22 protein-coding genes and 1 pseudogene are annotated in these 22206 nt (G+C 37.3%); 8 read left to right on the top strand and 15 right to left on the bottom strand.

Features of this window, described 5'->3' with window-relative positions:
• Positions 1 to 19 precede the first annotated feature (19 nt).
• The 5 genes from AC1TPB_RS07895 to AC1TPB_RS07875 form a co-directional block, all read right to left on the bottom strand.
• Positions 20 to 325 carry a DUF3889 domain-containing protein gene (locus AC1TPB_RS07895; RefSeq protein WP_482075975.1) on the bottom strand — a complete coding sequence of 102 codons (306 nt, stop codon included), beginning with the start codon at positions 323 to 325 and terminating at the stop codon, positions 20 to 22.
• A 125-nt stretch (positions 326 to 450) separates the two neighbouring features.
• Positions 451 to 1077, bottom strand: coding sequence for a DJ-1/PfpI family protein (locus tag AC1TPB_RS07890; RefSeq protein ID WP_482075974.1), 627 nt, complete (start codon positions 1075 to 1077; stop codon positions 451 to 453).
• Positions 1078 to 1174: 97 nt separating this feature from the next.
• Complete coding sequence (locus AC1TPB_RS07885) at positions 1175 to 1762, bottom strand: hypothetical protein (RefSeq protein WP_482075973.1); 588 nt, start codon at positions 1760 to 1762, stop codon at positions 1175 to 1177.
• A 525-nt stretch (positions 1763 to 2287) separates the two neighbouring features.
• Positions 2288 to 5383: an MMPL family transporter gene (locus AC1TPB_RS07880; protein WP_482075972.1), complete on the bottom strand. Its 3096-nt coding sequence runs from the start codon at positions 5381 to 5383 to the stop codon at positions 2288 to 2290.
• Between the two features lie 271 nt (positions 5384 to 5654).
• Entirely contained in the window at positions 5655 to 6224 is a 570-nt protein-coding gene (locus AC1TPB_RS07875) for a TetR/AcrR family transcriptional regulator (protein WP_482063777.1), read from the bottom strand.
• Positions 6225 to 7337: 1113 nt separating this feature from the next.
• Here AC1TPB_RS07875 and AC1TPB_RS07870 point away from each other — a divergent pair.
• Positions 7338 to 8348 carry a DUF3238 domain-containing protein gene (locus tag AC1TPB_RS07870; protein WP_482075971.1) on the top strand — a complete coding sequence of 337 codons (1011 nt, stop codon included), beginning with the start codon at positions 7338 to 7340 and terminating at the stop codon, positions 8346 to 8348.
• Positions 8349 to 8663: 315 nt separating this feature from the next.
• Positions 8664 to 8849: a hypothetical protein gene (locus AC1TPB_RS07865; RefSeq protein WP_482075970.1), complete on the top strand. Its 186-nt coding sequence runs from the start codon at positions 8664 to 8666 to the stop codon at positions 8847 to 8849.
• An 89-nt stretch (positions 8850 to 8938) separates the two neighbouring features.
• Here the strand turns inward: AC1TPB_RS07865 and AC1TPB_RS07860 are convergent, their stop codons facing one another.
• The 3 genes from AC1TPB_RS07860 to tnpA all read right to left on the bottom strand — a co-directional run bounded on the left by AC1TPB_RS07860 (position 8939) and on the right by tnpA (position 12001).
• On the bottom strand, positions 8939 to 9991 hold the full coding sequence (locus tag AC1TPB_RS07860; protein ID WP_482063779.1) for an NAD(P)-dependent alcohol dehydrogenase: 1053 nt from the start codon (positions 9989 to 9991) through the stop codon (positions 8939 to 8941).
• A 520-nt stretch (positions 9992 to 10511) separates the two neighbouring features.
• A complete protein-coding gene (gene tnpB / locus AC1TPB_RS07855; RefSeq protein WP_482075969.1) occupies positions 10512 to 11603 on the bottom strand; it encodes an IS200/IS605 family element RNA-guided endonuclease TnpB in 1092 nt (363 codons plus the stop codon).
• Positions 11600 to 12001, bottom strand: a complete 402-nt coding sequence (gene tnpA / locus AC1TPB_RS07850) for an IS200/IS605 family transposase (protein WP_482076079.1) — start codon at positions 11999 to 12001, stop codon at positions 11600 to 11602. The genes tnpB and tnpA overlap by 4 nt, the downstream gene beginning before the upstream one ends.
• A gap of 138 nt (positions 12002 to 12139) precedes the next feature.
• Between tnpA and AC1TPB_RS07845 the strand changes: the two are divergent.
• A pseudogene (locus AC1TPB_RS07845) lies at positions 12140 to 12316 on the top strand (RNA polymerase sigma factor); the annotation flags it as partial.
• Positions 12309 to 12938, top strand: a complete 630-nt coding sequence (locus tag AC1TPB_RS07840) for a DUF3298 domain-containing protein (protein ID WP_482075968.1) — start codon at positions 12309 to 12311, stop codon at positions 12936 to 12938. The pseudogene AC1TPB_RS07845 and the gene AC1TPB_RS07840, both read left to right, overlap by 8 nt.
• A 307-nt stretch (positions 12939 to 13245) precedes the next feature.
• On the opposite strand, the gene AC1TPB_RS07835 is transcribed toward AC1TPB_RS07840, so the two are convergent.
• Together AC1TPB_RS07835 and AC1TPB_RS07830 are read right to left on the bottom strand one after the other, a co-directional pair.
• Positions 13246 to 13866 carry a DUF3298 and DUF4163 domain-containing protein gene (locus AC1TPB_RS07835; RefSeq protein ID WP_482075967.1) on the bottom strand — a complete coding sequence of 207 codons (621 nt, stop codon included), beginning with the start codon at positions 13864 to 13866 and terminating at the stop codon, positions 13246 to 13248.
• 84 nt (positions 13867 to 13950) lie between these two features.
• Positions 13951 to 14430 carry a DUF6530 family protein gene (locus AC1TPB_RS07830; RefSeq protein WP_482075966.1) on the bottom strand — a complete coding sequence of 160 codons (480 nt, stop codon included), beginning with the start codon at positions 14428 to 14430 and terminating at the stop codon, positions 13951 to 13953.
• A gap of 384 nt (positions 14431 to 14814) precedes the next feature.
• Here AC1TPB_RS07830 and AC1TPB_RS07825 point away from each other — a divergent pair, with 384 nt between their 5' ends.
• The 4 genes from AC1TPB_RS07825 to AC1TPB_RS07810 all read left to right on the top strand — a co-directional run bounded on the left by AC1TPB_RS07825 (position 14815) and on the right by AC1TPB_RS07810 (position 18576).
• Positions 14815 to 15135, top strand: coding sequence for an ArsR/SmtB family transcription factor (locus AC1TPB_RS07825; protein ID WP_482075965.1), 321 nt, complete (start codon positions 14815 to 14817; stop codon positions 15133 to 15135).
• Positions 15136 to 15298: 163 nt separating this feature from the next.
• Entirely contained in the window at positions 15299 to 16282 is a 984-nt protein-coding gene (locus tag AC1TPB_RS07820) for an aldo/keto reductase (RefSeq protein WP_482075964.1), read from the top strand.
• 586 nt (positions 16283 to 16868) lie between these two features.
• Complete coding sequence (locus AC1TPB_RS07815; protein ID WP_482075963.1) at positions 16869 to 17900, top strand: ABC transporter permease; 1032 nt, start codon at positions 16869 to 16871, stop codon at positions 17898 to 17900.
• Between the two features lies 1 nt (position 17901).
• On the top strand, positions 17902 to 18576 hold the full coding sequence (locus AC1TPB_RS07810) for an ABC transporter ATP-binding protein (protein WP_482075962.1): 675 nt from the start codon (positions 17902 to 17904) through the stop codon (positions 18574 to 18576).
• A gap of 97 nt (positions 18577 to 18673) precedes the next feature.
• Here the strand turns inward: AC1TPB_RS07810 and AC1TPB_RS07805 are convergent, their stop codons facing one another.
• From AC1TPB_RS07805 to AC1TPB_RS07785, 5 genes are all read right to left on the bottom strand, one after another.
• Positions 18674 to 19714: a DUF3137 domain-containing protein gene (locus tag AC1TPB_RS07805; RefSeq protein WP_482075961.1), complete on the bottom strand. Its 1041-nt coding sequence runs from the start codon at positions 19712 to 19714 to the stop codon at positions 18674 to 18676.
• A 6-nt stretch (positions 19715 to 19720) separates the two neighbouring features.
• A complete protein-coding gene (locus AC1TPB_RS07800; RefSeq protein ID WP_482075960.1) occupies positions 19721 to 20284 on the bottom strand; it encodes a LemA family protein in 564 nt (187 codons plus the stop codon).
• A 260-nt stretch (positions 20285 to 20544) separates the two neighbouring features.
• Positions 20545 to 21099 carry a 6-phospho-3-hexuloisomerase gene (hxlB, locus tag AC1TPB_RS07795; protein WP_482075959.1) on the bottom strand — a complete coding sequence of 185 codons (555 nt, stop codon included), beginning with the start codon at positions 21097 to 21099 and terminating at the stop codon, positions 20545 to 20547.
• A gap of 8 nt (positions 21100 to 21107) precedes the next feature.
• Complete coding sequence (gene hxlA / locus AC1TPB_RS07790; protein WP_482075958.1) at positions 21108 to 21740, bottom strand: 3-hexulose-6-phosphate synthase; 633 nt, start codon at positions 21738 to 21740, stop codon at positions 21108 to 21110.
• A gap of 124 nt (positions 21741 to 21864) precedes the next feature.
• Entirely contained in the window at positions 21865 to 22203 is a 339-nt protein-coding gene (locus tag AC1TPB_RS07785) for a winged helix-turn-helix transcriptional regulator (RefSeq protein ID WP_482075957.1), read from the bottom strand.
• Between the last annotated feature and the right edge of the window lie 3 nt (positions 22204 to 22206).

The raw sequence follows: 22206 nt of genomic DNA, 5'->3' as shown, positions 1-22206 counted from the left end.
AAGGCTAAAGTGGTTGAAGCTAACGATTAGCTTCAGAAAACTGAATGGAGTGGATCATTTCGGTTAACGGGTCAAATTCGATGGATACATAAACCCCAAACTCTTTCCCTTCATTGCTTCTAATCCATAGTTTGAATTTCTCTTCAGCCTTTTCTGATGTTAGATCAGTACGACCGATGTGCTTATAATCAATAATGTCTGCTCTGTATCGTTTCTCTGTTTCCTCTACTGCAATTTTACCCCATTTTGCGTATTCAGGCGCAGCTTCGACTGAAATGGCGGACATAATTAGTATAGTTAGTAGTGATAATATCAATCTTTTCATAGTGACCGCCCATCTGGTGAAGTTTTCAATAATATCTCCTATTTTATCTAGATGTATTCTTAAGTAAAAATTCTCTTTAATTTACTAAAGAAAAGAAGCAGTTGACTAAGCTAACTGCTTCTTATTTATTCATAATAAAATTCAATAGTTTTGGCTGTTCTTTCCGCAGTTGGTTTCCCCATAATCTGCTCTACAAGATATAGAGCCATATTAATTCCTGAAGAAACTCCACCAGAAGTTATGATGTTACTATCATGTATCACCTTTCTGTCTGATACTACTTGAATATCAGGATATTTTTGTTTTAAGAATTTCAATGCTAAATGATGGGTCGTTGCTTTCTTCCCATCTAACAACCCAGTCTCACCTAATATAATTGCTCCAGTACATACAGAACATATATATTCAATGTTTTTATGCTTAATAATCCAGGCTTGAATATTTTTATTATTAACTACAGATTGTACCGCCCTTAATGGTCCGCCAGGAATTATTAGAATATCTAATGTAGGACAATTTATAATACTAAAATCAGGCTCTACCTTTATTCCTGTATGTGTTTTTATTTGTTTCCCCGTTTCTGTAATCGTACATACTTGAAAGGGTTGGGTAGGTATCAACCGTTTTTTGTAAAGAATCATGGCTTGTTCAACTTTATTGTTTGCAGTTAACGATAACACTTCAGCAGGTCCAATAAAATCCAAAGCATCTACATAATCATACAATAATATTCCGACTTTTTTCGTTTTCAATTATTATATTCCCTTCATATTTTATAATATAACTATGCCACCTGTTGTTGAATCCCTATAATTAGATTCACCCTATTTTTTATTGATAATGGGAGTTTTAATCTTGTTTCAATCTTTCCAAGGTTGTTTCGTAATAATCATCAATAATCTTCATTTGTTCAGTTATTGAGTCAATTACAAGTACGGGATTATCATTTTCTGAATTTACTTCTTCGTGTATCATTTGATATACAGTAATAATAGCTTTTAATTTCTTTGTTTCCTCATCGTTGATAGAGTACGAACGTTGTTCTAGAAATTTATTATTTAGACCACTTAAAAATATATCGATATGTATTAAGCTATACTGTAATAAGCTCCACTTGGGCTTGAACTTCCCCATATAATGCGGATCAACTCTAGCCAAATAAGTACTGATATGTTGACTTTCCCCATGAACAATTCTCCATGCATCAAATAGTATTTCCCTAGCTTCTTCATTTTCCTCTCCATGAGAATGATCGAGAAATTCCTCTAACCTTCTAGCTAAATTCTCCCCCATAACAGATATAAACGATAAATAAGATTGATTTTGACGTTGCTTTTGTTTGATAGAATGCTTTTTGTCATAAACCATTAGAAAATTATACCCAAGTGATACTACTAACAGTAGAACAAGAAGATTTCTTTTTTTAGAATGCTTCATTTCTGCAAACCTACCTCTCTTTTCAAAGCTTGATAATTATATATCTCTGCTCAGTTACTAACCGTTTCTAGCTTAACATATATTACAATTCCATCCAATTGAAAAGGTCTGATATTTTTCTTACGCTTCCTAATTAACATAAGAAAGCGGCAGCCGAATAACTGACTGCCGCGAATGTTGAGTTGATATCTAAATTCGAATCACTTCCAGTTGTTTTTCACCAAAATAATAACAATAAATAGCAAGAATACCCCGGCAATATACCATACAACTTTGCCCCAATCAAATAATCCACCTGCATATTCACCCTTATAGTCGGCTTTTAAGAATGTTCCATCGTTTACCTTTATTGCAATCGCCTCTTTTATGTCAACGTCTTTAATATTGTAATATTCAGTACCTTTCGGATAGTAATTCGAAAAATTACCCCAGTATGTGCCTTCCTCATCTGAAAATGATGTAACTTTTCCAATTTTCGAGCCGATTTGATCCGTTTCGATTGGAGTGTCCGAAATGATATAGGATTTACCGTCGTTTACTTGCCTTTCCCATTAAAGACATAATTGCAGGTATAAATGCAGGTAACATTATTAGACTCAATATCATTAATCCGAAAATAACCATAATCGCTACTTCAATTAATGTATATATTCCGGATGGAATGAGCGCGGCAAATGTTCCGCCAAGTATAATCGCTGCCGAGATCACAACGCCTCCGATATTACGTGCAGCAACGAGGATCGCATCTTTCTCAATATGCTGTACTTCACGATAGCGCATCATCAGGAATATACTGTAATCTACGCCAAGCGCAACGATCATAATGAATCCGAAAAATGGTACATTCCAACCAATAGCTTCAACTTTTAATATTTTTGTAGTGACTAATTCTGTCAGGCCAAGCGATACGAGATACGTTATTAATAAAGATACTACAATAATGAGCGAGCTCCACAGTGATCTTGTTATAAATAGTAATACAATACCTATACCAATTAGCATCATAATTGCTGTTCGATTGAGATCTGAGCTTGAAATCTGTTGAAGATCCACATTTTGCGATGACTTACCGCCAAGTGCATACTGTGCCTCATGCAAGATACTGCCGTCAATTGATGCTTGAAGCTGATCATTTACATTTTGTACGATTGTAATAGCTTCTTTACTATATGGATTGACGGATAACACAATGTTCATCGTTACAAATTTGCGATCATCTGACATATACATATTCATCGATTGCTGGAATTCATCGCTTATAATGACATCGTCAGGAATATAAAACTTCTGAGCAGCTGAAGAACCACTTAAACCATTCAAATAATTCTGAGCTTCCGTTAAGCCTTCACTGATCTGGTCTAATCCATTCGTACTCTCGGTTAAGCCACTTTGTAGCTCTGTCATTTGAGCAACAAGCCCCGTTAATTTGGATAAAATTTCACGTTGTCCATCATTAATTTGCTTGATTCCCGTTGCAAGCTCTCCACTTTTCCCAGCGAGCGCGGCTGAGCCTTGTGAGCCTTCTTGCAAACCTTTGCCTAGACTGTCTGAGCCAGCAATAAGTTCGGTAACACCATCATTCATTAATCCAAATGCACCGTTCACAGCTCGCAATGATTCATTCGCTGTCGCTAGTGCTGACATCGCTGCTACATGCTGGGTACTCCATTGATCGAGCCCAGTAACTAATTCTGACAATTGCGTCTGTGCTGAAGCTGCTACAGCCAATGTCGTCTGAATGCTCGTATGTTGCGCTAATTCAGGTTGTTCTTCAATAAGTAGATTCATACTTTGTTCGATTTGCTTATAACCTTCAATCGTACCATTGATCGCTAGCTTAATCGCTGTAAATTGATTGCCATACAAATTCAACCCTGAATATAATTCGGAATATCCACTATACAAACTAGATACACCAGTTGAAAGCCCCGAAATATTGTTCTGTAATGCGATCAGCCCCGCTTCAAGCTCCTCTGCACCTGTCGCACCATTAGCTATTCCATCTGACAATTGCACGAGCACATTACCTAACTGCGTTGCCCCTGCCTGAACTGTACTTGTGCCATCAATTAATTGTTGTATACTATCTAGATCATTGGTGTTCTGACCACTTAACTGCTCCCCTACACCCTTAAAACCATCGTTAATCGTATTGACGCCATCAGATACTTCATTCAATCCTGAATTAACAGTTTCTGTTTGATCGCTAATATATAATTCATTAATCTTTTCACCTTCAGGTCGCGTAACGGTGTATATACTCGATACTCCATCTACATTTAATAAAGTAGCCGCTAACTCATCAATCGCCTGTAAGTCCAATGTATTATCGAGCTCGCGCTCCGTCTTCAAGACTAATGTTGTCGGTGATGAAAAACCTGCAGAATAATGTTCTTCGATAACATTAATCCCTTGTTTCGAGCGATAGTGATCTTCAACTTCAATAAGATCGTTATAACTCAATACTCTGCTATAAGACAATGCAATTGGAATACATAGCACTATCACAATTACTAATGTAACAATCGGTCGCATTACTGAAAACTTCGATAAATTTGCCCATAAGCGACTGTCGCTATGACCTTCGAACTTTTTCACAGGCCAGAACATTTTTCGACCCATAATCGCCATAAAGAATGGATTTAATGTAAGTAATACGAGAATTAGTACAGCAACACCGATTGCTACTGCTGAACTTGAGCGATAAACTTGGAATTCCGCAAATAGCAGTGTAATAAAGCCGATAAATACAGCTAATCCACTATATATAACTGTTTTCCCTGCTGATGAATACGTAGCTTTAATAGCTTCCAGAACATTGCTCGAACGACTGAGTTCTTCTTTGAATCGTGTAAATAATAGTATATTGTAGTCCGTACCTATTCCAAACAAAATAACGACTAAAAATACTTGTGTAAAATTAGAAAATGGATAATTATAGTGATCGACTAACTGTGCAACAATACCCATCGATACAAGATAAGATACACCTACCGATAGCAATGAAATAAGTGGAACAATTGGCGAACGGAACACAATAATAAGAACTATAAGTATAAATACGATAGCAATAACTTCTGTTCGCTGAATACCTGCCTGCGACGATTGTACAAAATCCTCTAGTACTAATCCCGTCCCTGTTAAATAGGTCTCGATTCCCTCTTGATCAACGATAATATTCAAACGATCGGCTATTTCCGTAATCGTACCACTGTCCTGACTGACCGATAATTGCATTAAGATTGTAGTTCCATCCTCTGATGCCAATTGCTTCTCCGCAGCTTCATGGTCAAGATGCGTAGTCATCTCCAATATGCCTAACGTACTACTTTCTGCCTTTAACTGCTCCATGATATTTTCAATTTGAGCATATTGCGCTGTTGATAAAACTTCATTACTACCACTATGAAATACAGTAATAATATCATAGGTCGACTTATCTTTATTTTGCATCTCATTCATTAGCTGCGCTGCTATTTCACTCTGTGCTGAGTCTGGTATCGTTATTTGACCTTTCTCTCGTACAAGCTGATCCATATTCGGCATCATCACGAGTATAACAATCGTTATAACAATCCAACTTACTAAACTTATCGATCTAATATTCAACCACTTCTTCACTTTAACTCCTCCTAAAACTTTTTGTAACTTCCTGAACTGCTTCTTAGTAACAAAAAGTAGCTACGAAAGCATTGACTAACTTTTCATTGTCTTCTCGGACTAACTTCTCGCAAATGAAAAGTTACATCGGAAGCATGGACCAAACTTTTTGTAACTTCACAACTAGCCTCCTGCAAACAAAAATTCATATGACAAGCATAAATCACTTATTAGGAATGAACGTTCATTCCTAATCCAAAGTAGAACCTATAGTAGTAGGTTCATAGTCTTATTACGCTTTTTTGAGAGCATCCCAGCAGCTGACTTCTGCATGGTAGAACAGCTCATCATTGTTTTCTAATATACCGTTGCGAATAAGTTTGAATAGCTGCACAAATGCCCCCCATACCATGCCAATTAATGCGTTCACATTAAAGTTTTTGATGATTCCCTCTTTCTTACCATATTCGAGCACTTCACGAAATACGTTAAGCATTGTGTTAAATTGCTGTGAACTTTTTTCATCTAAGTACAGACCACCACAATGTGAATCAATAAATAAGATGGCATGTAGATGATCATTAGAAAAAGTAATTAGTTTCTTGAATATCCAGCTGAATTGCTCTCTCAGTGGCATTCGGGCCTCATCATCACCCATCACGATACTATTAGCTAAAGTTTCAACCCATTGCTGGAATAGTACATTGACTAACTGTTCTTTACTTTCAAAATAACGATATATCGTTCCTGCTCCTACATTAGCTTGTTCAGCAATCATCGGTACCGTTGTTCCATCATATCCTCGATCTGCAAATAATTGCAGCGCTGCGCTAAGTATATCTTCACGCTTATTGTTAGCCATATCTTTCTCCTTATATGCGGAATGAATATTCATTCATTATTTTATAGCAATTGATTTTGCTTTGCAACTTTGAACAGTATAGTGTTATCAAAGCAATCCTTACGTAAAAAAACATACTTTTCTAAATATTTCATATCCCTTAGATTACAAGGATGATGACTCTAGTTCGGATTTTTTTACACAATTTCACAACAAGAAAATTCCTATATCAATATATCTATTCGAATAAGCATCACAGAGAAGTCCGTTGTTAATGCACTATATCGTATTAGAAAGAAACCTATTATGCATCATACTCTAGTGCCTATATTTAAAACATACAGTAATGAATAACAATTCACAAACCATATATTTTCTTTGCAGCTTGAAATTAGCTTATGCATTATGGTAACACAATAAAGAAAAAACAAGTAATGAAAGTTGCACCTACGTCGTATTCGTTCTCAGACTCTTTAAAACTCGTTGCCAGGTTTGCATAAATCACCAAAAAGGGATTGAGCTGATCTACATTTATCTAGACGTAGGAGCGTATCGCTTCACAAGTCATATGGATAGCTAATCTCAGTATGACCCCTAGCCGGTTTAACAAAGCATAGATTCGTTCGAATCCATTAATCCCCAACAATATACTTGTCCTAGTTTAATTATATTCCAAAAAAATACTAAATTAGTGATAATAATACCAAATTAGTTCTTTTTGCACATGGAAAAAAAAGAAATATAAACATACTATAGTAAGTGTAGTAAGTTTTTATTATAACATTCTGATTTGAAAGGTGGGTTGGAAGAATAGAATAACTAATTAAATTGGATAAGGAGTGCAATAATGAAAACATTAAAAACTATTAAACTTTTGGTAGCACTTACACTTATTTTTACATTTATTACTCCATTGTACACGTCCGCAGAAAAAACAGATTCAGCTATACAAGCCAAGGCATCAACTTAAATACTACACCTTCAAATCATTACATTGACTTTTCAATTGATACAAAAGCAGACTATTTCATTATTACGGATTTAAATGACGATGCTAATGAGGTTCTTTATAAAGGTAATGAACCAACTGTAAGAATTAAAGGACTAGAATCTGATAGCTCATATAGATATCTTATGTCATTCTTTGATGAGAAAGATAATACTATTGATGAATTTTATATTTCCACTAAAACTACCAATAATAAAGTAACAAAACAACAATTAGATATCAATTTAAATGCAGATTTGATTGTTTCTAAAAACTATACCAAATTAGTTTGGGAGAAAGTTCCAGGAGTAGAATCGTATAAGATTCTAAAGAATAATACACTTATCGGAGCAACGACTGTACCATCATTTACTGATTTAGAACCTTCGAGTGATTTATATACTTCATATGAAATACAGTTCGAGTTGTCCATGTCAGAGACTGAAAAAGATGAATTAGCGTTATTTTATAATAAATTAGGAAAGCCTCTTAGTGAAACTGATCTTGAGAATCTAGCTTTTAAACCTTATAGTATTATTAAGATCGCTGAGCCTACTTTACTAACAACTTATGCCATCAATAACTCTTTTAAGTGGACATACAAAACTTTTATACCTTTTGATTATGCAGAAGATCCATGGTATAACTTTGCAACTTGGGGAGATAACATTAAGTATTTCAAAGGTGATAATCGCGGATTTAGCATCACATCTGAAGCCTACAGAACTAAAACACTTGGAGATAGCATTTTTTATACAGATACAACTATAGCTAGTGAAGCATTCTACAAAAATGTAAGTACAACTTATGCTTATGATAAAAATTATAAGGCAGTCAGTAATAAAACTGATTCTGGTAATAATATCAATCGAATAGTAAATAGCAAGACCTCTTCAAAGGTAGATGTAACTGTATATCACAAATCTGGAAATCCATACTCAGTTGCAGGAAATGAAATTGATTATACTTTGAACGTTGTTACTCAAAAGAATGGAACATATAGTTTTCAAGGAATACATGATCGCGCACCAGCCCATGAGTTATATCTAAAGGTAAGTAATGGTGCTTCTATAGGCATTTATATAAATGGTCATGAAGGATTTAAATATTTAGGTGCACCTAGTACCTTAGCAAAAACATTCTCCGTATCTAATTAGTTAGAATAACCCGATATCTTTTAGATATGATATCGGGTTATTTGTTATACTTTGAATCTTGTATTTATTAGATTATAATAATATAGGGGAGGAGTTATTATTAACAAAATATTTTCATCAATTATTTCTGCCGTTATCCTCAGTGTAATCTATACAGCCGTAAGTGAACATAATAAAAACAACGATTTAGTATTATATTATTCATATATTACTAAGTTCGGAGTTGGATTTTTACTATTGTTCTTTATCTATTTTTTTATCGGTATTCCATTAACAATTTATGTTGATAAATTTATTTCCAAGAAAAATTATGAAATGAATCAACTTATAGCTTATTCATTACTTGGAGTTCTGTTAGGTGTTATTTTTCTAATTATTAATCCTTCCGCTAGTGTAACGGGGGGAATCATGTTGATCCTCCAATTTTCGCTTGCTGGATTTATTTTCGCTTTATGTCAATTTACTTTACTCTTCATTTCTAAGAAATTAAAACGTTTATAAAAAATTTCACCTACTTCAATTTTGGCTTGCTTTTTATAATATTTCGCTTTAGAGTCTACTCCCGTCGCGGAAGCAGACTCTACTGTTTTTTATTGTCCTGGATAGATCATAACTTTAATACTTGTATCCTTTTGCGTTCTTGCCATTTCAACAGCTGCTTTTGTCTCATTTAGACTATATTTATGGGTAATGACTTTTTCGATATCTACACTTCCACTTGTAAGTGCAGCAATCGCTCCTGGGTAAGTGTTTGCATAACGGAATAATCCATATACATTAAGCTCTGAGTCAATAATCGTATTAATTTCCACTGGAATTTCATCGGCTGCAGGCATTCCAACTAGAACGATACGCCCACCACGTTTGACTGCCTTAATAGCATCTCCAATGGCACGACCATTACCAGATGACTCTACAACTACAGTCACACCGCGACCACCAGTAAGCTCTTCAAGCGCGTCCTTAACATTAACCTCCATTGGGTTAATAACAGCCGTAACGCCCATTTCCTTAGCTAGCTCTTGTCTGAATGGAACGATATCTGTCGCGTAAATTTCACTAACACCGTACATTTTGGCAGCTTGAATAGCTAGCAAACCGATCGGTCCTAACCCCGTGACAAGTACACGGTCAGCCGGAGTTACTTGTGCGCGATTCATCGCATGAATACCTACAGATAGTGGCTCAAGTAGTGCACCTTGCTCATAGCTAATCCCTTCTGGAAGCTTGAATAAGAAATCGCTGCGAACGGTTACATATTCAGCCCATGCGCCATCTACAGGTGGAGTTGCCATAAATACGACATCAGGACAAAGATTATAGCGACCTGATTTGCAATATTCACAACGACCACATGTTACCCCTGGTTCAACCGCTACGCGATCACCTACTGCAACATTTTGTACAGCAGAACCAATCTCAACCACTTCTCCAGCTAGCTCATGTCCCAAAATAATTGGTTGTTCTACGACATAGCGACCAATGCGACCATGCTCATAATAATGCACATCAGAACCGCATACACCGATGCAATACACTTTAATTAACGCTTCATCAGCCTTTGGAACTGGAATAGGAATTTGTTTCATTTCCATCTCTAATGGCTTGTTTAACACTGCAGCAGTCATTAATTGGGTAGTCATTATTATTCCTTCTTTCGATAGACAAAATAGTATAAGTTTTGCTGATTAATCAGCCATCGTAAATGCCACGATCACTTGGCATAATAGTAACACATTTCCCTTGGATTGGATCATTGTCTTATCACGATAACGTTACATGATACCCCTAATGCAGATTTGTCGTTATTACACTCATTTGCATGAGTAATTACCGTTATATACGGAAAACATTGATAACAATAGCCATTTGGAATCATTTTTTGAAAGTCTTCAACTTTTTCTATTGCTCAAGCCGTCTATATTATATACGTATTTATTACTTGAAAGAAGGATCCTATTAATGAAGCCAAATCTGGAGGGCAGATTAATCGACTTTATTATGGATAATAAAAAACGATTTTATTTGCTTGCATATAGCTATACCCTTGAACCTCTCATGACTAAAGTCACGAGATTCTTGGGTAGTAGATGCTTTTATTAGCCATCTAAATGTATCAAGCTATCCCTGTAGTTCCTACAGTTATCCATACCTGCTCATCTCTTACAATGCATTTTGCAATATATTAATGGCAGCATTGATATCTCGATCATGGAGTGCACCACAGCTATCGCATGTCCATTCTCTAACGTTCAATTTCATCTCTTCTTTTTTATATCCACAACATGAACACAACTTACTACTAGGAAACCATTGGTCTACCGTTTTTATCTCTCTGCCATACCAACCTGCTTTATAGATTAACATCGTAATAAATTGGCTCCAAGAGGCGTCTGCAATTGACTTTGATAGTTTTCTGTTTTTTATCATATTTTCCACTTTCAAACTTTCTAAAGCAATCGTTTGGTTTTCACGAATTAACTTTGTAGAAAGCTTATGAAGAAAATCTGATCTTGTATTTGTTATTTTCTCATGTAGTCTTGCTACCTTTATTCTTGCCTTATTTCTATTGTTACTACCTTTTTTCTTACGCGATAATGAACGCTGAAGTTTGGCAAGCTTCTCCTCATATTTACGATAATATTTAGGATTATCTATTTTGTTGCCATTTGAGCCAATCATAAAATGAGATAATCCTATATCTATTCCAATAGACTGATCTATTGGAATCTCCGGACGATATGCTTCTGTTTCAAAACAAACGCTAATAAAATACTTACCACTTGGGTTTTTGGAAATGGTAACATTCAGGATCCTTCCGTCAATCTCTCTACTTTTGGAAAATTTGATCCATTTTAACTTTGGAAGTTTGATTCGATGATCTTTCATCTCAATATTGTTATTCGTAACATTCGTGCGATAAGATTGTCTATTGTTATACTTGCTTTTAAATGTAGGGTATCCCGTCTTCTCTTTGAAGAATTTTTGATACGCTTTGTCTAAATCTTTTAATGCATTTTGTAATGAAAATTTATCACTCTCTTGTAACCATTCTAATTCTTTCTTTAGTCCAGTTAAGAGAGAGGAGCATTTCCCATAGGTCAGAGTTTCTTGGCTTTCTTCATAGGCTTTCATCCGCTTATCTAAGAAATAATTATAAACAAATCTAGTGCAGCCAAATGTTTTGTTGAGTTGAATTTGCTGCTCTTTATTTGGATATAATCTAAATTTATAAGCCTTTTGCAAGATGCTCACCTCTCTTTCTGAGTGTGGATGTAATTTTGAATGATTTCTCTGGATGTCTCACTTACTGACGAAACAAAATACGATGGATTCCATAAATGCCCGCCCCACAATTTTGACTTTAAAGATGGGAATTCCTTGAACAGAAATCTTGCGATATTTCCTTTTAAAGCTTTCATCATATCCGGGATATAATGTTGCGGAGTGCAATCTATTAATAAATGAATATGATCTGGCATCGTTTCTTGAGATAGAATGACAAAGTTATTTGTATCTGCGATTTCTCTAATCATTTCTTTGAGCCTGTGTTCAATATCTCCTAAAATAACTTTTTTTCTATATTTTGTACACCATACGATATGATATTGAATCGAGTAAACGTATCCTCTACCTTTATTTACTTCCATAATTTATCACCTATAAAAAAATTAACATATGTATTGTAAATCATTCAATGATTTATAGATATTTGGTGTGTTTTCTCTTCATATATGTATCGCCTAACTCACGACTAAAGTCACGAGTTTGCGGCTCTGCAATTCCATCAACTACCAACGATTTATCGTGAGATTATTATTTTACGCTTTTTTGAAGATATGAAGATTGAAGATATCGCCCATGTACTTAATAGCAATATTAATACGGTCAAAGCTAGACTGTATAAAGCATTGAAAATTCTTAAGATTGAATTGCAGGACGAAGAAGGAGCGAAACGCAATGGATAAACATTTAGAGCAACTAGAGAAGCAGTATGAATCTGTACAGATTCCTGAGCAGTTGGATGTTACGGTACGTTCAACGATTGCTCAGCATAGAAGAAAAAAATATATTGGGCGTAAGTGGGGCTGCGGATCTGTCGCAGCTGCCCTCTTATTTACCGCTTGTCTCAATGTCAGTCCAGTGATGGCGAAGTCGCTATCGGATATTCCAGTGCTCGGCAATGTTGTGAGTGTGCTAACTTGGAAGACGTATACAGTAGATAAAGACCAATATTCTGCTAATATTGACGTCCCAGAAATTGAAAACAATGGGGGAGGTCATCTTGGCGTAGATAGCGGTTATGAAATCATTACTGATAATGTGAAAGTGCAGATGCAGCAACAAATGAGTGATCCAAATTCGGAAAAAACGTATTGGGTTGCTGATGCAGGCATTGCTGATGAAGCACTCGTTGATTTATTCACTACTATTGATCCCGAACAAGGCTTCTATATTACGAAAGACGGTAAGCTAGTCATTGCATTTGATAAATATGATGTAGCACCTGGTTATATGGGCAATCCGACATTTGAAATTCCGAGTGAGTTGCTGGCAGATGTACTAGTTAGTAATCAGTATATCCACTAGTAGGGGAAGTTCAAAGAGCAGACTTTGATAACGAAGATTTGCTTCGAAGGTTATTCGACATCGCATCTGAAACCAACTTGGAAAGTATAGCGTAAGCTTCCGATGTATGTTTCTTACAGAAACATTGTAGGATCGCGTGTACGTAATCATGTACACTTGCGCTTCCGCCTTTCTCAAGTAGCGTTTCACCTGCTCAGTTCTTAAAGCCCGCTTTTTGAACCTCGACTTGAAGGGGAAGTCTTTCTGGGAAGACACCGTATAAAAAGCGACTATGCATACTCATGTGTAGTCGCTTTCTTCCTGATTATTAATCATTCACAGCCATCACGCCAAGTGGACCATCATCGACGACAATATCTGCGATATCATATACGGAAATCGGAAATATCGGAAAGCCGAAGACATACGGTGTAATATCATATAGCTGATAGTAGAGCACTAACGTTTTATCAGCTATATAGAAGGATTGTTCCGCATCAATACTCGTAAATGGCTCAAAGGTCTCAATTCCGCGTTGCTGAATTTGTAAGGCGACTAGCTTAGATAGACGACTTACATAATTGCTGCCATTGGTAAACAATTCCGATAATGTATATTGCTTTTCTTTGCCCATATCGAACGTTAATGATTTCAAATATCTCATTCCATGTGCAGCGTGATAATGATATGCAGAATTCGATTGCGTAATGCTTAATATATTACGCTGATTATTTTTCACTTCATAAGATCCCATCATAATACTTAACGTTTCTGGTGCATCGCCAACGAGCATATGAATAAGCTGCTGCGTCTGCTCTGCTAATTTATTATTTACTTCGCGCTGCCACTTTTTATTAGTTACCCCTACAATCTCTGGATAATAAACGATCTTTTCAGGGCCATTGGATACAATATTAGTTTGTACACATACTGGAAACATCTCTGACATCGTCACTCACCCACTAACTTTTTTTCTATCATATTCCGAGTGGGCTTGTGTCGTGAGAGCTGGTTACTATGCTTTTGAGTAGGTTCAGTATCCCATTTCCTTCAGCATACGTGATAATGTACGCAATCTTTCTCCGACCAATTCTCCATCATCACTTAATGCTTGGTTGAATAGCTTTATGTCTTCATTAATTTTCTCGTTGTTGTCACATATGCTAATCGTCATAGCATCACCTTGTAAACCAACTCTTTCAATAACTGGGTTTTCCGGATCGTATAGCTTCTCATAACGATATGCCTCTTGAAAGTGTAATTTTGCTTGGCAAACCATAATGGCAAGATCGATAACACGATGCAATGGTAGCTCTTCCGATTGTCTTGACCACTTGCCTCCTGTATGTCTCCATACTTTTGCAGAAATATCGAGTTTCCCACGATCATTCCACTGTGCCAGTCCTAGCGAAATTCCCTTCGCATCGCTATTATAAGCATACTTACCATCTACATTCTCATAATTTTCACAGACAATAACCGGTTTATGTTTTAAAGTCGTTGGAATTTTCATCTATAATCCTCCTTAAGTTTGCGTCTCACCTTTATTTACTAATCTACTCATTTACTAATTTACTAAATTACTAAATTACTAAATTACTAAATTACTAACTAAAATATATAATACTGCGTTATTCAATTAAAGTCAATTGGAAGTTGGGATTAGATAAAATACGGTTGTTCCAGCCTAATGACATTCGACATTTTTTGCACATTTTCAACCTTTTCATTTACCAATGTACAACTTTACTTATAGTGTGAATATCTGCAATTTCAAAACCACCTTCCGCTGCATCAGCTATTGAATATTTTCATCCACTTACGTCCATACTATTCCGCAGTATGTTTCTACACTATTGTGCATCAAAAACTACCTTCAATTGTGGAGCAATTATAAGTGGCAGCTCCAGAACTAAAGCAAGATGTATTCCATGCAATCTCCGACCCGACTCGAAGAACAATGCTTGTTCTACTTGCAAATGGAGAAATGCCGATTACTGCCATCACCACACACTTTCCTTTGTCGCGTACCGCGGTTAATAAGCACCTCTATGTGCTGAATGAGGCAGGGCTTGTTAGCAAGCGCAAGCACGGACGCGAAACGCGTTATCAATTAGAAGCAGCACCATTAGCACAAATCCAAGACTGGCTTTCATTTTTCGAAGTTTATTGGGACAATCGATTATTAGCGTTGAAAAACATCATCAAACAAGACTAACATAAGACCATTCCTTTTCTGCTGGAATGGTCTTATACTTCTATTGATACTATCTTTTGTAGAGATCGTTATTCCATAAGTGTGATGTGTCCGTTGTAGAGTCGTTAATACTCTCAGCACTATTGTTACGATCATATTATAATCCCGAAGGGAGTCAATGACATTGAAATACAGACAATTAGGCAATACAGAATTACGCATCAGTGAAGTTAGCTTTGGAACATGGGGAATTGGCGGGGACTGGGGTACAGTTTCCGATGAGGTCTCCTTACAAGCATTACATACAGCTATCAAACAAGGCGTTAATTTCTTCGATACCGCAGACGTATATGGAAATGGACATAGCGAGGAGCTACTAGCAAAGGCTACAGCAGGTCGTGAATCTGACATTCACATTGCTACAAAGTTTTGTCGCCAAGGTAATGTTAGTGATCCTGCTAACTATACAGAGGAAGCAGTACGTGCCTATTGCGAAGCAAGTCTACGACGTCTGAACCGTGAGCAAATTGACTTGTATCAGATTCATTGCCCTTCTTTTGATATTCTCAAGCAAGGCTTAGTCTTTGATGTACTTGATAAGCTGAAAGCAGAAGGAAAAATCCGTTATTACGGCGTTAGCGTTGAAAGTGTGGAAGAAGGATTATTCTGCATGGAGCAGTCTAATGTCAGTGCGCTACAAGTCATCTTCAATCTCTTCCGCCAAAAGGTATCACAACAACTTCTTCCTGTTGCACAGGCGAAAGGTGTGGGAATTCTTGCACGTGTACCACTAGCTAGTGGTTTACTTACAGGTAAATTCAATCAGCAAGCTTCATTCGAATCGAGTGACCATCGCAGCTATAATAGCAATGGAGAAGCATTCAATGTTGGTGAAACGTTCGCTGGACTTCCGCTTGCTAAAGGTCAGGAGCTGAGTCGTGAGCTAGGCTGGATTGCAGAAGGCAAATACAATATGACTCGAGCAGCATTGCGCTGGATTCTCGACCATGAAGCAGTAAGCACTGTTATTCCTGGCTTCAAAAACTCTCAGCAGGTGCTCGATAATCTTGGTGCATTAGATGTACCATCCTTCTCCCAGGATGAAATGTCACGCTTAGAGCAATGGTACAAAGAAAATGTACATGATCATATTCGTGGTTCTTATTAATACGTATAAAGCCTGCTTGCTCTAGCATGCCGCTAATTGATTGTGTAATGGCGGAAAAGGAAGCTCATCTTATGATGAGCTTTCTTTTTTTGCAATTACAGACGGGTATTAGGGGAATTTCGCTTGAACTATACTTATATTCGCATAACAATCGCCGCCGCACTAACGTGCTAACTGAAGAAAAAGTTACTTTGTTCACACCTCAACCCATGCTACGAAGCGAAACAAAGCAAAAACTAACCTCGTTCTTCATCCCTTCACCTATGCCAAAGCGGAGAGAACTAATCATTCTCCTATGCTCCAGCGGAGAGTACTAATTGCTAGTGGTATGCGGTCGTTTTTGTCCTCGGATTTATACCGCTATTCCTATTACAATAAATCCGAGGACAACGGCGATCGGAACAGCAATTGGTTTTTGGAGCGACCCTGATCGGAACAGCAATACGCTCTCGGAGCGACATCGATCGGAACAGCAATACGTTCTCGGAGCAAACTACATTAGTCTTAATTTCGCCATCGTCTGTTCATACTGCGTTCATAGTCATTGCTTACTATAGAGGAGTAGCAAAGAAAGGGATGATTAATTATGAATATGGCTTGGAAAGAAATAAAGAAAAGTAAGGCGAAATTTGTTATTGTCGGTTCTATCATTTTTCTAATTAGTTTTTTAACATTTATTATTTCCGGATTAGCAAATGGGTTATCACAAGATAATTCAGCACTGATTAAAGGTATGCCCAAAGGACATTTCTATATGAACAGCGATGCGAACGACACTTACAATTTATCCAGAATAGATAGTGAGCAGCAAGCTGAGTTATTAAGTCAGTATCCTGACGCCTTCGCTCTTTCTATTCAAATGGGATTTGTAAATGATGAAAACGATAAGCAGCATAGTGTTGCATTCGTTGCCGCAACCGAATCTGAACTGTTCCCAACCGTTCAACAAGGCGAAGTTGTATTGAACTCGGATGTTGAGGCAGATGGAATTTCGTTGCATTCACAGCTGACGAACAATCAATTCAGCGGTCAGCTATCGGTTGTAGACTTCGCCAACGAGCAAAAGTTCAGTCATGCTGATGTTGCCTTCATTCATGAACTCAATTACAAGGAAATGTATCGTACAATGTCTATGCAATTGCTGTTCATTCCAGGTGATGATGCACCAGCCATTGATGGATTGGTGTCCTTCTCTAACAAACAATTTTTGAATACGATACCTAGCTATAGTGCAGAGCAAATGACTTTAAATATGATTATATGGTTCCTTATCGGGATTAGCGGATTACTGTTCGCGATCTTCTTCTATATGATGAACGTTCAAAAAATCGGCTTGTACGGCATCTTGAAAGCGATCGGCGTGAAGACAGGTACATTATTCCGCATGATGTGGACGCAAATGATTGTTATAACTGTTATTGCACTTATATTATCAGTTGGTGCTAGTCAATTATTCAATGCTATCGCTCCTGCTGGTATGCCATTCCACTTAAGCTTAGGGGCAACGATTATGCTATCGATTCTGTTCCTTATTATTGGTTTTGTTGGTGCAACAATATCTGGTATTCAGATCAAAAAGGTTGAGCCATTACAAGCTATTCAGCAAGGAGAGATGTAAAATGAGTACATTAACGATATCGAATCTTTCCAAAACATTTAGTAATGGTGAAGTGAGTGAACAAATATTGAAGGGGATCAATCTTGAGGTAAATAATGGTGAAGTGACAGCACTTGTCGGAGCATCCGGTTCTGGAAAGAGTACGTTGCTAACCATTGCTGCTGGTCTACAACGCGCATCTAGCGGAAAGATACTGTTTCAGGATAAAGATCTCATAACGATGTCGCAAGAGGGTATTCGCCAGCTACGTGCCTCGCAGTTCGGCTTCATCTTTCAATCCTCACATCTTGTGCCATTTCTAACTGTAGAAGATCAACTATTGCTGATGCTCGATGTAGCGGAGAACAAGCTGAGCAAGCAGGCACGCAAAAAAGCAGTTACCGAAATGCTAGAACTCGTTGGGATGAAGCATCGTCAGCATGCTTATCCACCTTCATTGTCTGGTGGTGAGAAACAACGTGTCGCCATTGCGCGAGCGATCATCCATCAGCCACAAATGCTGTTTGCCGATGAGCCCACTGCAAGCTTAGATTCTAGCCGCTCGAAGGATGTTATGACTCTTATTCAATCGATAACGAAAAAGCTTAATATTGCAACACTGCTCGTTACCCATGATGAAGAAATGCTGCCTTTCGCAGATCGTATTATTACAATGCGCGACGGTGTTATTCTTTAATGTTGCCTATATAAAAAAGGGCTGACGAGAGTAGTATGGTAACCTACCTTCGTCAGCTTTTTCGTGTTCATATTCATTGGACTAGCTTTATTATAAATTATTGCTTACTCCATATTCTTGTATTCAGATCAAATTCTTCAATAAGACTGAAGAAAAACTTTAAATCATCATAGACAGCCTTCATCCGATATCCTGCACTGTGCTCCTTATGCATTGGCTCTTCAAAGTAATTATTGTCAGAGGCGATCGCAATACACATATAGGAATCAACAAAAGAAATATCAATTTGTTCATTATGCGATTTTTTAAAGTCTAATATTTGTTCCATTAAATTCGGGGATAATAAATATCTCGCCTCAATATCATTGGAGGTTCTTACATTAAAATGCTCATTGAATTCTTCACTTTCAAGATCAATATCAATTTTTGCTGCTCTGCTTGTTCCTACCATCGAATATTGCTTGAACGAGCCAAACATTTTTTTGAACAATCCACTGTCAGGAGGCACGACCTTGTTGGACTGCAACATTGTAATTCCTGAGAAATCCTTTTTGAAATCAGCTACAAACAATACTCCTGAAAATCTTGTATGATTCGTCGTTGTCGTATTACCTTTAGAATCCGTTGACTTGGTAATTTCTACTAAGGTTAGCTCAGAAAAACGAAATTCAGTAAGTCCTAATTGTCCTATAAGCAAATCTTCGCCCGTTGTACGGTCAATGGTAAAATCGAACAATTTACAGTTTCGAATCCAATGGTCGTCCATGCGGTCCTCGGGATAGTAATTGCAGTAGTAAATATGTTTATCGCTATCCTGCAGCGATGCACATAGCTCCACTGTTTTGGAAGCAAACGGTGCAATTACTTCTCTTTTAAACATCGTTCGATATTGCTCTGCGCTTTTGCGCTTGGCGTATACAGATATTAACCAAATAATAATGAAAATAATCCAACCAATAATAAAATAATACGACTGATAACTTAAACTAACTAATGTACTTATAACATTTACAACAAAAAATATCGCTAATACGCGATTATACTTCGCACGCTTTTGCTGCGCAAGCTCTCTTATTTGATCCAACGCTTCAAGCGGTACCGTAAGTCGTGCATTTACTTCCCCATAAGTTGGTAACATCCCCCGTTACCTCCCTAATATATTTCTAAGATCTACTTCAGCCTTTTTCTCTTGGGCAATTTCGAGCAGGCTTTCTTCACGGAATCCAAACATTCCTGCAACCATATTCGTCGGCACAGATTGAATCGCTGTATTGTAGCCCGCAACATTGGAATTATAGCTACGACGACTAGCTGATAACTTCTCTTCCAGTTCATTGATCGTCCGTTGTAGATGCAAATAGTTTTCATTCGCTTTTATTTCAGGATACGCTTCTGCTTGAAAATTAATTGAAGAAAGTGCTCTATCTACTTCCTCATATTGCTTTATTTTCTCTGCGGAAGGTGCTTGATTGCGCAATCCCGCACGTAAGCTCGTCACCTGCGCAAGTGTCTCACGTTCATGTGTTGCATAAGAAACGACAACTTCCGCAATTTGTGTCAGTGCATCGTAACGATTTTGCAAATAAACATCAATAGCAACTAAAGCTTCTTTAATGCGATTACGTCTACTCACTAGTCCATTGTATGTAGCAATTAAGAAAATACCTACAATTACAATGATACCAAGCAATATACCAAAGCCTACCATTGTCATCACCTCTTCGATTTTAATACTATTAGATTATCATATTCATCGAGAAATTGTAGCTTTTATGTAATAATTTTACTGACTGATTACCGAATCTTTATCCTATTCATATTCTGCTACTGATCAAAATAGTTCACAAAAGGGATCTATAATGTTTCTTGCAGCGTTAAGACATACAAAAAAAGCTCCCCTTGAATATTGGTACGTTACGGTCCAACTATCAAGAGAAGCTTTTATATTGTAATTTTATATTATATTATCTATTCTAAATTCGCATGATTGCCGTACATTACTCTACCGCTGCTACGCTGCTTTTGCATCATTTTCAAGATAACAGTATCGCACACTAGCAATAATACTTGTTCAAATAAAGAACCCATTGGTTGTATTGATGCTTCTTCATCTAATTGATTTTTCGGTACTCCTGGCAGTTGAACGTTGAAATGTGCTAGTCTCCCAATAGTAGAAGACGCAGACAACGTCAATGTTGCTACTGTAGCTTCTAGACTTCTTGCCTTCTCTGCCATTGGAATAAGCGATCTCGTCTCTCCTGATCCAGTACCTATTAACAATAGATCTCCCTTAGCAATACTCCGTGTCACCGTTTCACCAACAACGTATACATCAAGTCCAAGATGCATCAACCTCATTGCAAACGCCCGCATCATTAATCCAGAACGACCTGCACCTGCTACAAAAACACGCCCAGAGTTTGCAATAGCCTCCGCTAATTGATCTAACTGCTCATCAGCTACTTGATCAGCTGCTGCATGAAGTTCGGCCATAATGGAATGAATATTATAGTTATTCGTCATATCAGCCACTATCCTTGTTGAATCAATTGTTGCATTTGAGCAGCTGCCGCTTGAATATCTGCATGCCCTGTAATGCCGCCACCAACAATAATAAGATCTGGCCCAGCTGCAATTACTTCAGGTAATGTATCTAGCTTAATGCCACCTGCTACAGCAATTTTTGCATTTTTCACAACAGATTTAATCGTACGAAGATCTTCAAATGAATTTTGACCAGCAGCTTGAAGATCATAGCCTGTATGAACACAAATATAATCTACGCCCAATGCATCTACTTGCGCTGCACGCTCCGCTAAGTTTTTCACCGCAATCATATCAACCAAAATTTGTTTCCCTTGTTTGCGAGCTTCTGCAACAGCACCTTGAATGCTAGCATCTTCTGCAACACCAAGAATTGTAACGATATCAGCACCTGCTTCAGATGCTTTCATAACTTCATAGCCGCCTGCATCCATAATTTTCAAGTCTGCAAGAACGGTTAAGTTAGGAAATGCTTCTTTGAGAGCCTTTACCGCATGTAATCCTTCATTAATAATAATCGGTGTTCCAATCTCAACAACATCAACATAAGCTTCTACCTGCTTCACAACTTCAATTGCCCCTGGGATATCAACAAGATCTAACGCTAATTGTAATTTCATATATGATCTGCTCCTCTATCGTTTCGTTTATGCTACAAAACCAATTCTAGAGTTTAATGTTCTGCTTGAACAGTACGCACTTTAATGTAACGTAGTACCCATTTGGTAACTATCCAGTAGATATTTACTCACTTTTTGGGGAAGCTGTACCCTTGGAACGATGCTTATCTCCCCACTCTGATAGTACATTCAGCAATTGTTTCACCGTTAAACCGTACTCCGTTAAAGAGTATTCTACTTTCGGTGGAGCTTGTACATATACTTTACGCTCTATAATAGAATCTTCTTCTAGTTCACGTAGCTGTTGTGTTAGCATCTTCTGAGTGATTTGAGGCATTTCTCGCTTCAATTCACCGAATCGATGTGTACCTTCTGTCAAATGACAAAGAATAACAGGCTTCCACTTTCCGCCTATAACCTTCAACGTTAATTCAACTGTCTCTTTAAAATGTAGATCACCCAAGTT

The organism is Paenibacillus sp. Y951 (assembly GCF_056786395.1).
This window is presented reverse-complemented; position numbering and strand designations above follow the sequence as displayed.